The organism is uncultured Pigmentiphaga sp. (assembly GCF_937950555.1).
In the GTDB taxonomy this organism is placed as follows: domain Bacteria; phylum Pseudomonadota; class Gammaproteobacteria; order Burkholderiales; family Burkholderiaceae_B; genus Pigmentiphaga.
On record NZ_CALFCW010000050.1, the window covers coordinates 1 to 14,111 of the forward strand.

The window sequence follows — 14,111 nt, forward strand, 5'->3', positions numbered from 1 at the left end:
TGTGCTTCATCTCGGACTCTCCTCTTGGGGTTAGGATCCCGCAAGAGCGTGTCCAAGGAAATCGAGGGGCGGAGGATAACGAATAAATCGAATGAGTCTACGATAGTTCCATCAAGATCAAAAATCATCAAATCAAAGCGCATCTTCTTCCTTTTTGGAAAGCAAGGTTCATTTCATTGGCAATGCGGGTGACCAATAGAACAACAAGTCCTCGGAGCCGTCGCACTTTTGAAGCGATCCACCACATTGGGTCATTCCTGCCTTGATCAGAACTCGCTTCGACGAATCGTTGCTGGGGTGAACGGTCGCAATGATCTTTCTTATGCCAATGCTTTCTGCGAAGGAAATTAAACCTTTGGCTGCTTCCGTCGCCAACCCTTTCCCCCACTGATTCGGATGCAGCGCATATTTTATTTCCGGATCGACTCGACCTGATGGATGTACGAGGCCGCAAAAACCGACAATCTGGCCGGATTCCCGCTCGATCAGGGCATACATGCCATACCCTCGTTCGGCATAGTTGTGGAAAGTAACTTCGATCCATCGCTTGCAGCCTGATCGATCCAGTGGCATACCTTCTCCAACATAGCGGACCACATCCAGATTGCCATAAATGCATAGCATTGCATCGACGTCAGCGTGGCAAAGGCGTCGTCCATGCAGGCGTGCTGTTTGGAATACGATTTGCGTCATATAGACAAAGTCCTATTGTGGTAGGCTGGCAATATGTCCGCACAAAGCATTTTCAGCGCTGCTTGATTGCACTGAGGTGTCGAAATCCACCGCCAGCAATCTGCAAGCCGTCGCGACGCCGACAGAAGTAAATATGATTGAGTTCATACGGACCCAGGTCTTGTTCGACTTCGAAGCCTGCGTCCATAAGCAGAGTCTTCAAGCGCCTCGGATCGAACGATGAAAGCCAAGGCTCACCACCCGCCGCCATCGCCTCCGCAGTGGCACGCATCATTACCCTATCCATGGGCGGCAGCATCTCTTCCCTCACGAGATAGTCGAATACTAGGGTCGATCCAGGCGCGAGCCTGTTCAATGACATGAGCAAATGCTCTACCTTTTCTTCGCTGAGATAGACCAGCACACCCAGAATGGAGATGGCCATGGGTGCTGTCAAATCTGCACCTCCGTTGACCAGTGCATCGGGAACAGTCTTGTTGCGTAGATCTAGCCCGATCCATTCGAGTTCGTCTGGTTTTTGCCAACCGTTGGCCTCGAATACAGCAGCCTTCCATGACTGCATCGCGACTTGATCGATCTCAAATACCCGCACTGCTGAGCCGAACTGCGCAGCGCGCAAAGCCCATGTGTCAAGGCCGGCTCCAAGCAGCACATACTGGCGCGTTCCGGCCCGAATGGCTTTATGTAGGCGATCCTCGGCCAAACGCGCACGTGCCACGATACCCGCTCGCATTGAGCGATCCGCTACTCCATTATGTTGGAAAGGATCGAAATTATTCTCGGCATCAGGGCCAAGCATTTTTAGCGCAAAGCCATCTTCAAAAACTCGAGGTTCATCCAGGACTTGGTGAGTCGCCCGGGAAATGGCAACACGATAAGCTGATGGGCTGGGGCAATGAGGGAGGTTGATATGAGCATTCATGGCTTAGTTTTTACTCGTTGCGGGATTTCGTTGATGCTTTCTGCTGGGCAAAGCAGGATAAGGGGGGGAAAGTAACGAAAAACCACGTTCTCAGAATGTGATTCGTTTGCTGCCTGGTTACTTTGCGTCGAAGTGCCCACAGGCCCGGAGCCGATTGGAGCAGATCGAATAATCACCGCGAGCAGACAGTGCACTTTCGCTTTTGCCTAATCGCAATCAACCAATTGCCGGTTTGTGATGCGTATAGCGGCGTATGATCACGTGGAACAGAACAGCCGCCCTGGTCGCATGCTCTATCTCTGCCGTTCGAACAGGGATGAAATAGCCAGAGCGACAACGGGCGGCAAATGCCGCACGGTACCGGCCAGCACGCCCGGCGGCGAGAGTCTTCCATATACTGTGTGATCAGGGATGGTATTCGCTGACACCACGCTTGTCCGATTGGACGCTGCGATACCGCTGTTTTCAACCATGACTCTCTCCCCCGCGATGGCTCCACACTCGTCCGCAACCGTATCTGCCCGCATCGGCGCCATGATCGTGAACGCGGCCATGGCGCGGGGGGTGGCGGCCGATGGGCTGATGGCTGCGGCGGGGTTCGAAACCGCTTGGCTGGACGACCCGGACGCGCGCATACCACTGGCGGTGGAAACCCGCCTGTGGGACGAAGCGGCGCGGCGCAGCGGCGACATGGCCTTCGGGCTGCATGTGGCAGTGGCAATCCGCCCGGGCATGTTCCAGGTGCTGGACTATGCGGTGCGCACGGCGCCGGATCTGCGCACGGCCCTGCAGCGGCTGGTGCGCTACAACCGGCTGCTGCACGACGTGGCCACGTTCGACATCCAGCCCCAGGGCGCAGTGGTGCGCATCGTGCACCGCTTGGCCGATTCCCGCGCACGGCCCAGCCGGCATGCGGTGGAGTTCACGCTCGCCTCGCTGGTGGTGGTGGCTGCGCAGATCGGTGCCTCTCCGGTGCAGGCCGTGGCGGTCGATTTCGCGCATGAGGCCGCCGGCGGCCTCGCGGATCACCGCGCGGTGTTCGGCGTCACCCCGCGCTTCGGGGCTGTGCAGTCGTGCTTGGTGCTGGACGCGGCGGTGCTGCGGCGCCCGGTACCCGCGGCCGATGCGGAGCTGTCGCGCATCGTGACCGCCCATGCGGACGGCCTGCTCGAGCGCCTCGGCTCCCCGGCCGCATCGTGGTCCGACCGGGTACGGCGTGCCTTGCTGCAGGGGCTGGACGGCGAGCGCGCGACCTTGCCCGCCGTGGCCCGCCAGCTGGGCCTGAGCGAGCGCAGCCTGCAGCGGCGGCTGCGCGACGAGGGTACGGGGTTTGCCCCGCTGCTCGACGCGGTACGGCACGAGCTGGCCCTGCGCTGGGTGGGCGAGGGTCGGCTGGCGCTGGGCGAGGTCGCCTACCTGCTGGGGTTTTCGGAGCCCAGCGCGTTTCACCGTGCCTTTCGCCGCTGGACGGGCACCACTCCGCAAGCGATGCGCCGGGGAGCCGCCCAGCCCGCGACAAATACCGACGGCCCGGCCTCGACGGATCCTCGCTGAGGTCATCGCAGCGGGGCCGTGCGGGCCAGAAACGCCAGCAGCGCCGGCGCGACCTGCTCCGGCACTTCCAGATGCGGGTAGTGGCCCGCGCCTTCCACCAGGACGGGCGCGGCGCCCAACTGCTCGCCCAGCCAGCGCGCCTCGGCCACCGGATCGGGGAAGTCGGGGTCGCGCGTTCCCATCACCACCAACGCGGGCACCCTGCTTCGCGCCACGATCGCCTCGGTATCGGCCTTGGAAAGCCCGACCATCGCGCGTAGCGCCGCCATGCGCCCCGGCTCGCGCAAACTGGCCGCCAGCACGGCGCGGGCCTGGACGTGATCGTCGGGCTTGCGCAGGGGAAAGAGGCTGTCCCAAAACGCCAGCCAAAAGGCGGTGCGCCACGGGCCGGCGAAGCCGACCGCCACCGCCGCGCGCGCCCACCACGGCGGCTCGCCATCACGAACCACCGGCCCCAGCAATACCACGCCGCGCACCTGTTCCGGCATCTCGTGCGCGGCCCACAGCGCCGAGCCGGCGGCAAACGAGTTGCCCAGGATCACCGCCGGCCCGGCCTGAAGGCGCTGGATCAACTCGAGCGCATCAAGCCCGACGGCGCGGGCCGAATAGTCGTCCCACACCACCGACGAGTCGCCATGGCCACGGATGTCCATCGTCACCACGCGGTAGCCGGCGAGCCACAGCAGGGGGCGCAAAGCACGATACTCGTTGCGCAGGTCTCCCATGCCGGGGATGGCCACCACCAGCGGCCCCGGACCGCCAGTGTCGTCGTAGGCAATCTGCCCGTAGGGCAGACTTAGGTAATGGGTCTGGAGAGACGACGCCATTCGAGAAGCTCTAGTCGCGGCGTGGGCGGCGAACGAGAGTGGACTGACAGCGGACATGGGGCAACCTTCTTCATAAAACTTCACTCTCGAAGTTTTCCCGATGCCGCCTCTGCTGGCGATGACCGCGGCCGCCAGATGACTGACTCTGCAAGCCAATACGGGTTGTTTAGGGCGTCGCGGGCCGGTTTTCTGGCGTCTCAGAATCAGGCCGTCCCAAGGAGGAGGATGCGATTGCTGCCCACAAGCTCTATCGCAAAAGCCCGGACCTTGCGGGTAGCGCGCGGGCCTTGAGCGCCACGTGCTAAACGGTGCATCCCAAAGCCCAAAACGGATCCTCGCGGCTGGGCGCGGTCAGGCGTTGCCAGCCCAGCGCCTCGAAGAAGGCCAGGGCTTCGGGGTTGTCCTCGGCCACGTAGGCACGAAAGGATCGCCGTTCGCGCAGCGCCGGCTGCGCCAGCAAGGCCGCCCAGGCGCGTCGCCCCCAGCCCTGGCCGCGCAGGGCAGGATCGACGGCCCAGTCGGTGATGACCCAGGCCCCGTGCTCGGGGTCAGGGGTGAGGCCGATGACGGCCACCAGCGCCGCGCCGCACCGCACCGTCCATTGCTCGCCCTCGGTGTCGGCCAGCACATGGGCCAGCCACTCCTCGTCCATCGGGCCCAGATGCCGGTTCAAGCGCGCATCGGCGTACCAAGCGCGGTAGGTGGGGAAGTCCTCGGCGGCAAAGCGCCGCACTTCAAGCGTGGGCTCGGTCGTCATGGGGCGAGGCCGATCTGGAGTTCGATGCGGTTGTCGGGCGACTCGGGGCTGTGCCAGTCGTGGTAGACCTCGCGGGTCTGTCCGCTGGGGGTTCTCCCTGCTGCCGCGATGGCGTCCAGCAGGGCTTGGTAGCCCTGCGTGAACAAGCCCTCCAGTGGCCCGCAGTAAACCGTGCGCATGCAAACCAGCGCCGGCAACTCCTCGGTGCCCGGGCCGGACACCGGCAGGCAGATGTCGAGATCAAAGGGGGTGTGCCCGTCTTGCGGCAATCCGTGCGCCGCGAAGATGGGCGGCCCTTGCACGGTACGGCCCTGGGCGCGCGCCAGGGCTTCGAGCTCGGCGCAGCAGGGCCCCGCCATCTGCGCCACTTGTGGCAGCCGCAAGGTCAGGCGACGGCGCAGCACGGGGATGACCGGGGTGGTGTGAAGTTCCATGGCCGATCTTTGTATGATCAACATGAATCCGGCGACGCTTTCAGCGTTGCGTGAAAGCCAAGCGCGCGCCCATGGTCACGAACGCGCCGGCAAAACCGCGACGCACCCATCCTTCAAGGCACCAGGCAGCAGGGTGAAGGCCGCAGGCATGGCGGGCCTCATCCCCAGGCTCGGGCCGCCAGCAGTCCCAGGTGGGTGCTGGCGTGCGCGGCCATGGCCGCTTCCAGGCCGTGACGGATGAACACGACTGCGTACACCACGCCACCCAGGGCGTTGAGCGCGAGCGTGCGCACCACGATGGCGGGGCTCAAGTCGATGTGTGCCGCCAGCATCGGCAGGTGGGCCGCGCCGAACGCCAGCGCTGAGACGACCACCGCCAGCGCCAGAGCCAGCCGCTGACGGTGCTCACCCCACACGCGGGCCAATCCCCAGGCCAGCAGACTCATCACACCCCAGCGCGCGATCACCTCCTCGGCCAGCCCCCCATAAAGCGGGCCGATCCACCACGGGGGACTGGGCTGGGCCGACTGGGCGTGCGCCAGGGCCTGCCAGGCCGTGCCCAAGTGCGGCGCCCAAAGCCGATCCAGCCCGTGCACGAGACCGCCCACGCACGCGCCGAGCAGCGCGACCCCCGCCCATGTCTGGCCACGCGGGCAGGCGCCGGTGCCGGCCAGCGCGCTGCGCAAGCCCACACGATGGGCCACGGCCGCCCCCACCGCGCTGGCGGCCAGCACCAGCAGCCCGGGCTGGACGATCAAGACCGCCCGCTGGGCCCAATGCGGCAACGCCGCCCACTGTGCGGCCAGATCCGCGGGCACGGCGGGCAGCGGCTGGCCCAGCAAGGCGAGCACGCCCACCCAGCCCACGAGGGCCACGGGCCAGGTGCGACGCCCCCAGGAGGGATGAGCGGCAGTTTGCATGGGATCGATCGGTGAGGCTTCAGAGTGGGGTGTCGCCGTTATCATACGACCGTATTGATATCGACAGGAGGCAATGGCATGGGCCGCCCCCGCTCCATTGACCGAGAGGCGGTGCTCGACGCCGCAGACATGTTGGTCCGGCGACACGGGGCCTCGGCACTGACCATCGATGCCGTGGCCCAGGCCGCAGGCATCAGCAAAGGGGGGGGCCAGTCGTGCTTCAGGACAAAGGCGGCATTGATCGATGCGCTGTTCGAGCGATTCGGGCAGGCCTATGACCGTTGTTATCGCGAGATGACGGGCACCGACGCCTCGACCATCGGCAAGGTGCGTGCCCACGTGGCTGCTACTTTCGGATCCGACGACCTCTCCAGCGCCAAGGCCGCCGGCTTGCTGGCTGCGCTGCTGCAGTCGCCGCGAGATCTGGAGGGCGTGCGCCAGTGGTATCGGGAACGGCTGACTGGACTCGATCACACGAGCGCCGAGCAGCGCCGCGCCTGGATCGCATTCTTGGCAGCCGAAGGCGCGTTCATGCTGCGCCACTTCGGCTTGGTGAAGATGAACAAGCAGCGATGGCGCGCGATCGCAGCCGAGCTGCGCGCGCTGCTGGCAAGCGCGTCATGAACGGACACCGGTCCTCTCTTGCAGCGAAGCGGTCTGTTGACCTTGGCGTGAAGTACGGCGTGTTCGGATGCATCAGGGGGCTCATCGCGTAGAAGATGCCTCAGGCGCATCCCGATGATGAAGCCGTTCGATCTGGCGGCATTGATCCTGCCACAACGTCGCCCATGGCTGCCGCAGCACCGGGTCGAGGCGATGCTGCGGTTCGCGCAGCAAGGTCTCGATCACCGTCGGCGCCAGCAAGGTCAAGCGCAGCAGGCGGCGCACTTGGGTGATGTCGATTTGCTCGGCCTGCGCGATCTCCACCACCGACGCCGCCCGCCCCTCATGGAGCAGCCGCTGCCAGTGGTGCGCCAGCCCAAGCGCACGCAACAACGCCGTGTCCTTGGCTTCGGTGCGCAGCGGCTCGCCCCCCGCCGAAACTACCTCGACCGCCTTCTGCGCGCCGGGTGGCGCGATCACCGCGCGGCGGATGCCGCGCTGCACCAGCCGCCAGGGCACGAAGGTTTCCAGTTTCACGGCGCCCGCAGGTGTGGGCAGTCTCTGGGTGACCGGCGATCCCTCGAAGCGTCCGCGGTGCTTGGTGCTCACGCCGCCTCCTCGAAGCGCTGCACGATCTCGCGCTGGGCCGCCCAGTCCACCGGCAGCGGGTGGCGCTGGAACCAGATCAGGCTCATCCGGCGCGGCTGGCGCCCGGCCATCAGCATCTCGACGATGTCGGGCGCGAGCAGCGTCAGGCGCAGCAGCTCGTTGACCACCGAGTGATGCAGCCCTTCGGCACGCGCGATGGCCGAGCCGCTGGGCATCGCGCCGCTGTCTAGCAGCCGTTGCCAGTGGAAGGCCCGTGCCATCCCTTCGATGAGCGTGCTGTCGTGCGCGTCCCGGTCCTCGGCCTGGTGCTGAACCAGCCGGCGCACGCCGCGCCGCCGCAGGGTCAGCGGCACGAAGGTCTCGAGCGTCCCGTCCTTCATGCCTCGACCTCCAGCAGCTCGGCGCCGATGCTCCTGGGCGCGAACTCCCCGATCAAGGCGTCCCAGCCCAGTTCGCGCCACTTCACCCGGATGCCCTGCATCTCGTCGGTGTGGACGAGATCGATGCGCTCGATCATCAGGTTGGCGATGCGGTGCTGCTCAACCGGGAAGAGCTGATCCCACACGTCGTTGAGGCGCCCCATCGCCATCACGACCGTGGTCTCGTCGATCGGCACGCCCTGGCGTTGGATGTGGCGCACGACGGCGGCGATGGATTCGGGGCTGGTCAGCACGGTGCGGATCTGGGCCACGACCGCCGCCTCGATCTCGCGGGCGGGCAGGCGCTCGTAGCTCTTGCCCGGCACGCCGAAGCGGCTCTCGGACTTGGAGACGTAGTACTGGTACTTGCGGCCGTTCTTGCGCGAGTACGTGGGGTACATGCGTTCGCCCGTCGGCGCGTACAGCAGCCCCCGCAGCAGCGCGTCGTTGCGCGAGCGGATCTTGGTCTCCACCGACCGCGCGTGGCTGTCGCGGGCCAGCACGACGTGGACCTGGTCCCACAGCTCGCGCTCGATGATCGGCTCGTGCACGCCGGGGTACCACTGGCCCCGGTTCGACAACTCCCCGAGGTATATGCGGTTGCGCAGCACCTTGTGGATGTACTTCTTGTCGATGCGCGTGCCGGTCCGCACCCGCCCGTCCTGCGTCGTCCACGCCTTGGTCGTGATGCCCTCGGCGGTCAGGCGCGCTGCGATCTGCGTGGGTGAGCCAATGGTCAACATCTCCTCGAAGATGCGGCGCACCACCGCCGCCTCGGCGGGGTTGACCACCAACTGGCGGTTGACCACGTCGTAGCCGATGGTGGGCACGCCGCCCATCCACAGCCCCTTCTTCTTGGCCGCGGCGATCTTGTCGCGGATGCGCTCGCCCGTGACCTCGCGCTCGAACTGGGCGAAGGACAGCAGGATGTTGAGCGTGAGCCGCCCCATCGAGGTCGTGGTGTTGAACTGCTGCGTGACCGAGACGAAGGACACGCCGTGGCGCTCGAACACCTCGACCATCTTGGAGAAGTCGGCCAGGCTCCTCGTCAGGCGGTCGATCTTGTAGACCACCACGATGTCGATCAGCCCGCGCTGGATATCGGCCATCAGGCGCTTCAAGGCCGGGCGCTCGGTGTTGCCGCCGGAGTAGCCGGGGTCGTCGTAGTCGTCGGCCACCGGAATCCATCCCTCGGCGCGCTGGCTGGCGATGAAGGCGTGCCCGGCTTCCTTTTGCGCATCGATGGAGTTGAACTCCTGGTCGAGCCGCTCGTCTGACGACACCCGGCAGTAGACCGCACAGCGCTTGCGCGCCTTGGTGGAGGCGATTTCCGTCATCAGGCGCCTCCCTTCAGGCCGAAGAACAGCGGGCCGCTCCAATGCTGGCCGGTGATGTGCCGCGCCACGGCGGTCAGGCTCTTGAAGCGGCGGCCTTCGTATTCGAAGTGACCATCGGCGTCAACCGTCACCCGGTGCTCGCGCTCGCCCCATTCGCGTAGCAGCACGGTGCCCGGTGCGAAGTCGAACTTGCGCGGGCGCGCGCGCAGTTTGATCTTGGAGTGCTTCGCGCCGATGGCCTCAAGGCGCTGGCGCGTTTCGGGTGCGAGTCCGCCGAAGGCTTCTTCCTGCAGCTTGTAGGCGATACGGGATTCGACATGGGTGCGGTTCGGAAACTCCGGGCGCCGCTCGAAGTACCGATCCCAGAGCACCCAGAGTTCGGCCATCGGCAGGTGACTCAGCTCGGCGATCCGCGCCGCGACGGAAGCTTGTTTCTCGTTCATCACAACTTCTCCTGTTGAGAGGGGGTTGTATGAACGCGCTGGTCGGGCAAGAAGCCAAGGCGAACCGCGCTCTGTTCCAGCCCGGAAGACCCGAGGGTACGGACGATGGCGGCCGCAAGGATGGTGGTGATTTCGCCAGCACGGGCGCTGGCGCTCATCTCTGCCGGAGATGCAAGTTCGAGGTTTGTCATGACGGCTCCAGGGAATCGAAACCGTCACGGATGATGTGCGCAGATTTCCGAAGCGGATCGCAACGCCGATCAATCGGCGCGGCGCGCTGACGCCTCAACGGCGGTCAGACGTCTTCGGTGACTGCTTCGATCGCAGCGCTGCGCGTGTCGCTGTCATCGACGATCACTCGATCGAGTGGGGTCAGCTTCAGCTGCCACGCCCGCGTGCCTGGGACCCTTTCGAGATAGTCGCGCCAGGGCGAGTGCTTGCCGGTGAAGAGGTTGGCCGGAGACGTGCAGCCCGTGCCGGCCATCAGCGCCTTCGTGTTGACGTGGGGCGTTCCTGCGGCCCAGGCCTCCACCAGCCGCTGCAAGACGGCGATCCTTGCTTTGCCCGTGACCCGCCACGGCGCCTTGCCCGGAAGGTACAGCGTCGCCGCGTGACCATCGGGGGCGACCTTGAGCGTCACCGTCGACCCGCCCATGGCCGCCAGTTGCCCGTGGCGATAGGCCACCTTCAGCCGGTCCAGGTCGATGGCGCTGCCGTTGCCCGCATCGGCGAGCACATCCTCGATGGGAATGACGACATTGGTGCCGGCGAATGGCAGCGGCGTCGAGGTCGTCGTCAACACCACGCCCGCCACCGGGCGCGGACGAAGCCTCAGCGCAGCGTCGACTTTCGCGTACGCGCGCTCGTGGGACATCCTGGAGGCGAAGTACAGCGCCACGGCATGGCCGTCGATGTCGATCTCGCCAAGGAACACCGGCTCGTCGTCGAAGTGCCGACTGCGGGGTCCTTTCAAGGCCGATCCCAGCGCCGTGATCAATTCCTCGCGCAACCAGTCCAGCTGCACCTTCCAGCGCCGGGCGAGACGGGCCGGCATGACCACGTCGTTGCCCGTCAGAGGATCGCGGTAGCGCACGGTGTCGGCATCGGCGCAGCGTTCGAGCACCACCTTCATCGGCTCGCCTTCGTCGACGGGGACCGACAGCTCGGCGATGCGCTCGCCTTCGATGAGGATGCCTTCGTCCTGCAGCCGCTCGATGTCGATGCCGAGCTTATGCAGTGCGAAGCCGTCCATCGGGCTGCTGGCGCTCTCCAGAAGCCGGGCCACCTGCGCGATCAGGCTCGGATCGTCCCGCCCGCAGCCCGGGTGCAGCGGTTTGCGCACCCCCAGGGCCTCGAGCAGTTGCATCCCGGCGCGGCGCAGGCGTTGGTCTTTCTCGCCAGCCAGGCTGCAGCGACCGGGCTCGGCCAGCACGATGGCCAGCGGGGTGGCCGCCGTCTCCCCCTCGAACACCAGTTCGGCCACCAGGGTCACACCGAGCAAGGCACCAGGCTGCGCGAAGGGGTGGTTGCCCCAGCGCTCGTCGATCACCTCGTGCAGTTCTGCGCCGCTGTCGATGTGCAGCGTGACGGCGTCCGTGGCATGCCCAAGCAAAGCCTTGGCTTCGGTCAGATACAGCCGCTCGATGCGGCCCCCGTCGATGCGCGGCTTGGTGTCCTTCAGTGGCCGCGCAAAGCGCGACAGGTCGTAGCGCGAGCGGTCCAGCGGACGGTTCGACAAGGGGGCCTTGAAGCCGTGCCGGGACAGCACGTTGGCCAGCGGCGCACGGGTGCCCAGCGTCGGGGCAAAGACTTCGACGAGCCCACGATGAGGCGCGTAGATGAGGGTGGCGTCGCGCGCCGGGAAGTAGAAGAAGCTCTTGCGCTGGCGGTTGCGCATCTCCACCGCGGCCACCTGATCGCCGGCGAAACGCACCACGAGGTAGTGTGTCGCCTGGGTCTGGCCTTGCCGGTTCGGCTCCTCCATGGCCACGTGGATGACCTCGCAGGGCTCGGCCAGCCGCATCGCCTCGGTGAGTTGCGCTTCCAGCCGGTCCTTGACCTCATCGTTCCACAGGAAGGGCGGCGCCTCGCCAGGCACGTCGAACGCGTCGTGCAGGCGTTTGAGCCCCTTCAGGTCCTGGGTGTTGACGATGGACTCGGCAGTGTCGAAGAGCTTGATCGAGGCCTCGCTGTGCGTGCGCATCCACACCGCGCGACCGACCTCGCCGCCTTCTTGCGCACGAAACCGTGCGAGCAGGTCCTCGTCGTAGAGCTGCTCGGCGACGGTGGCGAGGATGGCGGCCCCGCGCACGGTGCTCAGGCGCAGCACCCGCAAAGCTTCGCGCTCGGCCGGATCGCGCTGCTCCTTGCGCAGGTGCTTGATGTGCTCGATGAGGGCAGCGCTCAGCCCCTCGTCGGGCTGCGTCCAATCAAACCCGCGCTGCAGTCCCAGGCACTCGGGCAGGCCGGCGAACAGCTTGAGGACTGAGGCCGGCACGCGCTCGACCAGCTCCAGCAGACAGTGTGCGTTGGTCAGGGTCTTCTTGCCCATGCTCCCTCCGATACAGCGCGGTGCCTCACATGGCCATGACCCATGGGCGCATCACCGCCACCGATTGCGTCAGCCCCTGCGCCAGCAGGGTGTCCAGGTAGTCGTCCGCCGACTTGGGCGGGTTCTTCAGACTGCGGCGGTGGCGGGCGACTGCTTCGAGCACGCCGGCCGGGTGCAGATCCAGCAGATCGACGATGAAGTCGTCCGGATGCTGCGCCGCGAGGTTGTAGGGCTTGAGCGCCTCGGGCGGGAAGTCCTTGAGGTTGAAGGTCACGATGAGGCTGGCGCCGGCGTGGATGGCGGCCGCCACCACATGGCGGTCGCTGGGGTCGGGCAACTCGATCGAGGCAATCAGGTACTCGAAGCCGGTGACCAGGCAGTCGCGGACGTGGGCGTTCATCAGCCGCCGCGTGCGCTCGAGCTGTTCGACCGAGAGATCGGGACGGCTGGCCAGCACGTGGCGCATCCACTCGTCGTGAATCATGTCGCTCCAGCGCGCCCGGTACAGGTCCGACAGCGCCAGATGCATCAGCAGGTCGCGCAGGGGCGCGGGATAGAGCACGCAGGCGTCGTAGACGACGGTGAAGTGCGAGCTCATCCGCTCAGTACCCCATGCCGAGTTCCTGGGCCTGCGCGGCCAGTTCGTCGAGGGCCTTGCGGCGCTCGGCATCGATCCGGTGCTTGTAGGCGATCACGTCCTGGTAGCGCACCCGACGATGCGTGCCGATCTTGTGGAACGGGATCTCGCCTTTTTCCAGCAACTGCACGAGGAAGGGCCGCGAGACGTTGAGCAGGTCGGCCGCTTCCTGCGTGGTCAGTTCGGCGTGGATGGGGATGACGGTGACGGCATTGCCCTGGCCGATCTCGGTCAGCACGTCCAGCAGCAACCGCAGCGCCGTCGTCGGCAGCGTCACTGAGCGCACGGCGCCCTTGTCGTCGTGGAAGTCGATCTGCTGGGTCTCGGCGCGCGTTTGCAGCACCGTCGAGAGCACGCGCCCGGATTCCCGAGCCAGCGCGACGTCCTCGGCCGAGGGCAGCGCATTGGGGATGGTGGGGGTCGTCATGGGGCTCTCCTGGTCGGATCGGATGCGATAGGGGTCATTGTAAACGAAACAAACGAAATCGCAATAACCGAAAAGACATTGTTCTAACCATACAAATCAAAGACTTAAGACGCATGCCTGGCTCGCCACCGGTCGGGCCGCGCCCCGTGATCGCCTAAAAAGCACTCGCCCAAGCCCAAAGCGCCGGGCAATTCAATGAGGGCTCCCAAACAGAAGGAGCCCCGCCATGCAGAAACACCCTGCATCTGTTCGATCCACCCGGAACTTCTATCCGGCACCACCCGAAGGCACGACGCCGGTCGCGCTCAACGAGTTCGAACTCGCCGCCCGCTGGCGACTGTCCGTCCACACCCTGCGCCGCTGGCGGCAGGAGCAGCTGGGCCCGGTCTTTTGCAAGCTGGGCGCACGCGTCACCTACCTGATCAGCGACGTCGAGGCCTTCGAGCGGCGCGTCTCGCGCTACTCGACCTTCGCGCGAGCGCATCAGTGAGGAGGGCGGTCATGAGCGACCTCACCCTCTACCCTGCCGACATCGCCGCGATGTCCGTCGGCCAGCTGGCCGCGCTGCCGCCCGCCCAGAAGGCGGAGATCAGCCGCAACCTGGACGAAGCGCTCGCCTGGCTCAAGCAGGCCCGCGCGAAGTTCGACGCCGCGCTGGAGGCCGCCTACGGCGAGCAGGCCCGCGCCGCACGCCTCGAGGCCGGCAAGGACTTCGGCGTCGTGCATCTGAACGACGGACCGCTGCGCGTGACGGTCGATGTCCCGAAGCGCGTGTCCTGGGACCAGGCGCAACTGGCCGCCATCGCCCGGCGTATCGCCGCCGCCGGCGAGAAGGTCGAGGACTACCTGGACGTCGAGTTCTCGGTTTCCGAGTCCCGTTTCAACAACTGGCCGCCCGCCTTGCGCGCCGGGTTCGAGGCCGCCCGCACCGTCAAGCCCGGCAAGCCCACGTTCCGGCTGGCCCTCGTCTCGGAGGAG

At 65.9% G+C, this 14,111-nt stretch carries 18 protein-coding genes; 4 read left to right on the forward strand and 14 right to left on the reverse strand.

The genetic code is table 11. The features are described from left to right. Positions 1–168: 168 nt before the first annotated feature. Both Q0319_RS13215 and Q0319_RS13220 read right to left on the reverse strand, forming a co-directional pair. Positions 169–693 (reverse strand): GNAT family N-acetyltransferase, encoded by a 525-nt coding sequence (locus tag Q0319_RS13215; RefSeq protein WP_299453220.1) that lies wholly within the window; start codon positions 691–693, stop codon positions 169–171. A gap of 52 nt (positions 694–745) precedes the next feature. Then, positions 746–1,615, reverse strand: a complete 870-nt coding sequence (locus tag Q0319_RS13220) for an SAM-dependent methyltransferase (protein ID WP_299453221.1) — start codon at positions 1,613–1,615, stop codon at positions 746–748. Between the two features lie 471 nt (positions 1,616–2,086). Between Q0319_RS13220 and Q0319_RS13225 the strand changes: the two genes are divergently transcribed. Continuing rightward, positions 2,087–3,169 (forward strand): AraC family transcriptional regulator, encoded by a 1,083-nt coding sequence (locus Q0319_RS13225; RefSeq protein WP_299453222.1) that lies wholly within the window; start codon positions 2,087–2,089, stop codon positions 3,167–3,169. Positions 3,170–3,171: 2 nt separating this feature from the next. Here the strand turns inward: Q0319_RS13225 and Q0319_RS13230 are convergent, their stop codons facing one another. From Q0319_RS13230 to Q0319_RS13245, 4 genes are all read right to left on the reverse strand, one after another. Further along, entirely contained in the window at positions 3,172–3,996 is an 825-nt protein-coding gene (locus Q0319_RS13230; protein ID WP_299453224.1) for an alpha/beta hydrolase, read from the reverse strand. A 301-nt stretch (positions 3,997–4,297) separates the two neighbouring features. Continuing rightward, positions 4,298–4,753 carry a GNAT family N-acetyltransferase gene (locus tag Q0319_RS13235; RefSeq protein ID WP_299453227.1) on the reverse strand — a complete coding sequence of 152 codons (456 nt, stop codon included), beginning with the start codon at positions 4,751–4,753 and terminating at the stop codon, positions 4,298–4,300. Next, a complete protein-coding gene (locus Q0319_RS13240) occupies positions 4,750–5,187 on the reverse strand; it encodes a hypothetical protein (protein WP_299453229.1) in 438 nt (145 codons plus the stop codon). Before Q0319_RS13240 ends, Q0319_RS13235 begins: the two co-directional genes overlap by 4 nt. A 158-nt stretch (positions 5,188–5,345) precedes the next feature. Then, positions 5,346–6,107, reverse strand: a complete 762-nt coding sequence (locus Q0319_RS13245; protein ID WP_299453231.1) for a CPBP family intramembrane glutamic endopeptidase — start codon at positions 6,105–6,107, stop codon at positions 5,346–5,348. A 78-nt stretch (positions 6,108–6,185) separates the two neighbouring features. Between Q0319_RS13245 and Q0319_RS13250 the strand changes: the two genes are divergently transcribed. Next, positions 6,186–6,731 carry a TetR/AcrR family transcriptional regulator gene (locus Q0319_RS13250; protein ID WP_299453233.1) on the forward strand — a complete coding sequence of 182 codons (546 nt, stop codon included), beginning with the start codon at positions 6,186–6,188 and terminating at the stop codon, positions 6,729–6,731. 81 nt (positions 6,732–6,812) lie between these two features. Here Q0319_RS13250 and Q0319_RS13255 read toward each other — a convergent pair whose 3' ends face one another. The 8 genes from Q0319_RS13255 to Q0319_RS13290 all read right to left on the reverse strand — a co-directional run bounded on the left by Q0319_RS13255 (position 6,813) and on the right by Q0319_RS13290 (position 13,133). Continuing rightward, positions 6,813–7,319, reverse strand: a complete 507-nt coding sequence (locus Q0319_RS13255; RefSeq protein ID WP_299453235.1) for a hypothetical protein — start codon at positions 7,317–7,319, stop codon at positions 6,813–6,815. After that, entirely contained in the window at positions 7,316–7,699 is a 384-nt protein-coding gene (locus Q0319_RS13260) for a site-specific recombinase resolvase (protein WP_102042222.1), read from the reverse strand. The genes Q0319_RS13255 and Q0319_RS13260 overlap by 4 nt, the downstream gene beginning before the upstream one ends. Further along, entirely contained in the window at positions 7,696–9,075 is a 1,380-nt protein-coding gene (locus tag Q0319_RS13265; protein WP_299453239.1) for a recombinase family protein, read from the reverse strand. The genes Q0319_RS13260 and Q0319_RS13265 overlap by 4 nt, the downstream gene beginning before the upstream one ends. After that, entirely contained in the window at positions 9,075–9,518 is a 444-nt protein-coding gene (locus Q0319_RS13270) for a DUF2924 domain-containing protein (protein ID WP_019562251.1), read from the reverse strand. The genes Q0319_RS13265 and Q0319_RS13270 overlap by 1 nt, the downstream gene beginning before the upstream one ends. Continuing rightward, positions 9,518–9,709, reverse strand: coding sequence for a hypothetical protein (locus Q0319_RS13275; RefSeq protein WP_004869848.1), 192 nt, complete (start codon positions 9,707–9,709; stop codon positions 9,518–9,520). The genes Q0319_RS13270 and Q0319_RS13275 overlap by 1 nt, the downstream gene beginning before the upstream one ends. Before the next feature lie 104 nt (positions 9,710–9,813). Further along, complete coding sequence (locus Q0319_RS13280; protein WP_019562253.1) at positions 9,814–12,069, reverse strand: hypothetical protein; 2,256 nt, start codon at positions 12,067–12,069, stop codon at positions 9,814–9,816. Between the two features lie 25 nt (positions 12,070–12,094). Continuing rightward, on the reverse strand, positions 12,095–12,667 hold the full coding sequence (locus Q0319_RS13285; RefSeq protein WP_019562254.1) for a PIN domain-containing protein: 573 nt from the start codon (positions 12,665–12,667) through the stop codon (positions 12,095–12,097). Between the two features lie 4 nt (positions 12,668–12,671). Then, positions 12,672–13,133: a helix-turn-helix domain-containing protein gene (locus Q0319_RS13290; RefSeq protein WP_004869856.1), complete on the reverse strand. Its 462-nt coding sequence runs from the start codon at positions 13,131–13,133 to the stop codon at positions 12,672–12,674. 226 nt (positions 13,134–13,359) lie between these two features. Here Q0319_RS13290 and Q0319_RS13295 point away from each other — a divergent pair, with 226 nt between their 5' ends. Continuing rightward, complete coding sequence (locus tag Q0319_RS13295; RefSeq protein ID WP_299453260.1) at positions 13,360–13,623, forward strand: DNA-binding protein; 264 nt, start codon at positions 13,360–13,362, stop codon at positions 13,621–13,623. Positions 13,624–13,634: 11 nt separating this feature from the next. Beyond that, on the forward strand, positions 13,635–14,111 hold a 477-nt coding region (locus tag Q0319_RS13300; protein WP_299453262.1), incomplete at its 3' end, for a hypothetical protein.

Coding starts and splice junctions, on each gene's coding strand:
- Q0319_RS13270 (WP_019562251.1), bottom strand. CDS start 9,518: ATGAACGAGAAACAAGCTTCCGTCGCGGCGCGGATCGCCGAGCTGAGT.
- Q0319_RS13275 (WP_004869848.1), bottom strand. CDS start 9,709: ATGACAAACCTCGAACTTGCATCTCCGGCAGAGATGAGCGCCAGCGCC.
- Q0319_RS13235 (WP_299453227.1), bottom strand. CDS start 4,753: ATGACGACCGAGCCCACGCTTGAAGTGCGGCGCTTTGCCGCCGAGGAC.
- Q0319_RS13265 (WP_299453239.1), bottom strand. CDS start 9,075: ATGACGGAAATCGCCTCCACCAAGGCGCGCAAGCGCTGTGCGGTCTAC.
- Q0319_RS13295 (WP_299453260.1), top strand. CDS start 13,360: ATGCAGAAACACCCTGCATCTGTTCGATCCACCCGGAACTTCTATCCG.
- Q0319_RS13220 (WP_299453221.1), bottom strand. CDS start 1,615: ATGAATGCTCATATCAACCTCCCTCATTGCCCCAGCCCATCAGCTTAT.
- Q0319_RS13230 (WP_299453224.1), bottom strand. CDS start 3,996: ATGGCGTCGTCTCTCCAGACCCATTACCTAAGTCTGCCCTACGGGCAG.
- Q0319_RS13260 (WP_102042222.1), bottom strand. CDS start 7,699: ATGAAGGACGGGACGCTCGAGACCTTCGTGCCGCTGACCCTGCGGCGG.
- Q0319_RS13225 (WP_299453222.1), top strand. CDS start 2,087: ATGACTCTCTCCCCCGCGATGGCTCCACACTCGTCCGCAACCGTATCT.
- Q0319_RS13280 (WP_019562253.1), bottom strand. CDS start 12,069: ATGGGCAAGAAGACCCTGACCAACGCACACTGTCTGCTGGAGCTGGTC.
- Q0319_RS13290 (WP_004869856.1), bottom strand. CDS start 13,133: ATGACGACCCCCACCATCCCCAATGCGCTGCCCTCGGCCGAGGACGTC.
- Q0319_RS13215 (WP_299453220.1), bottom strand. CDS start 693: ATGACGCAAATCGTATTCCAAACAGCACGCCTGCATGGACGACGCCTT.
- Q0319_RS13250 (WP_299453233.1), top strand. CDS start 6,186: ATGGGCCGCCCCCGCTCCATTGACCGAGAGGCGGTGCTCGACGCCGCA.
- Q0319_RS13285 (WP_019562254.1), bottom strand. CDS start 12,667: ATGAGCTCGCACTTCACCGTCGTCTACGACGCCTGCGTGCTCTATCCC.
- Q0319_RS13240 (WP_299453229.1), bottom strand. CDS start 5,187: ATGGAACTTCACACCACCCCGGTCATCCCCGTGCTGCGCCGTCGCCTG.
- Q0319_RS13245 (WP_299453231.1), bottom strand. CDS start 6,107: ATGCAAACTGCCGCTCATCCCTCCTGGGGGCGTCGCACCTGGCCCGTG.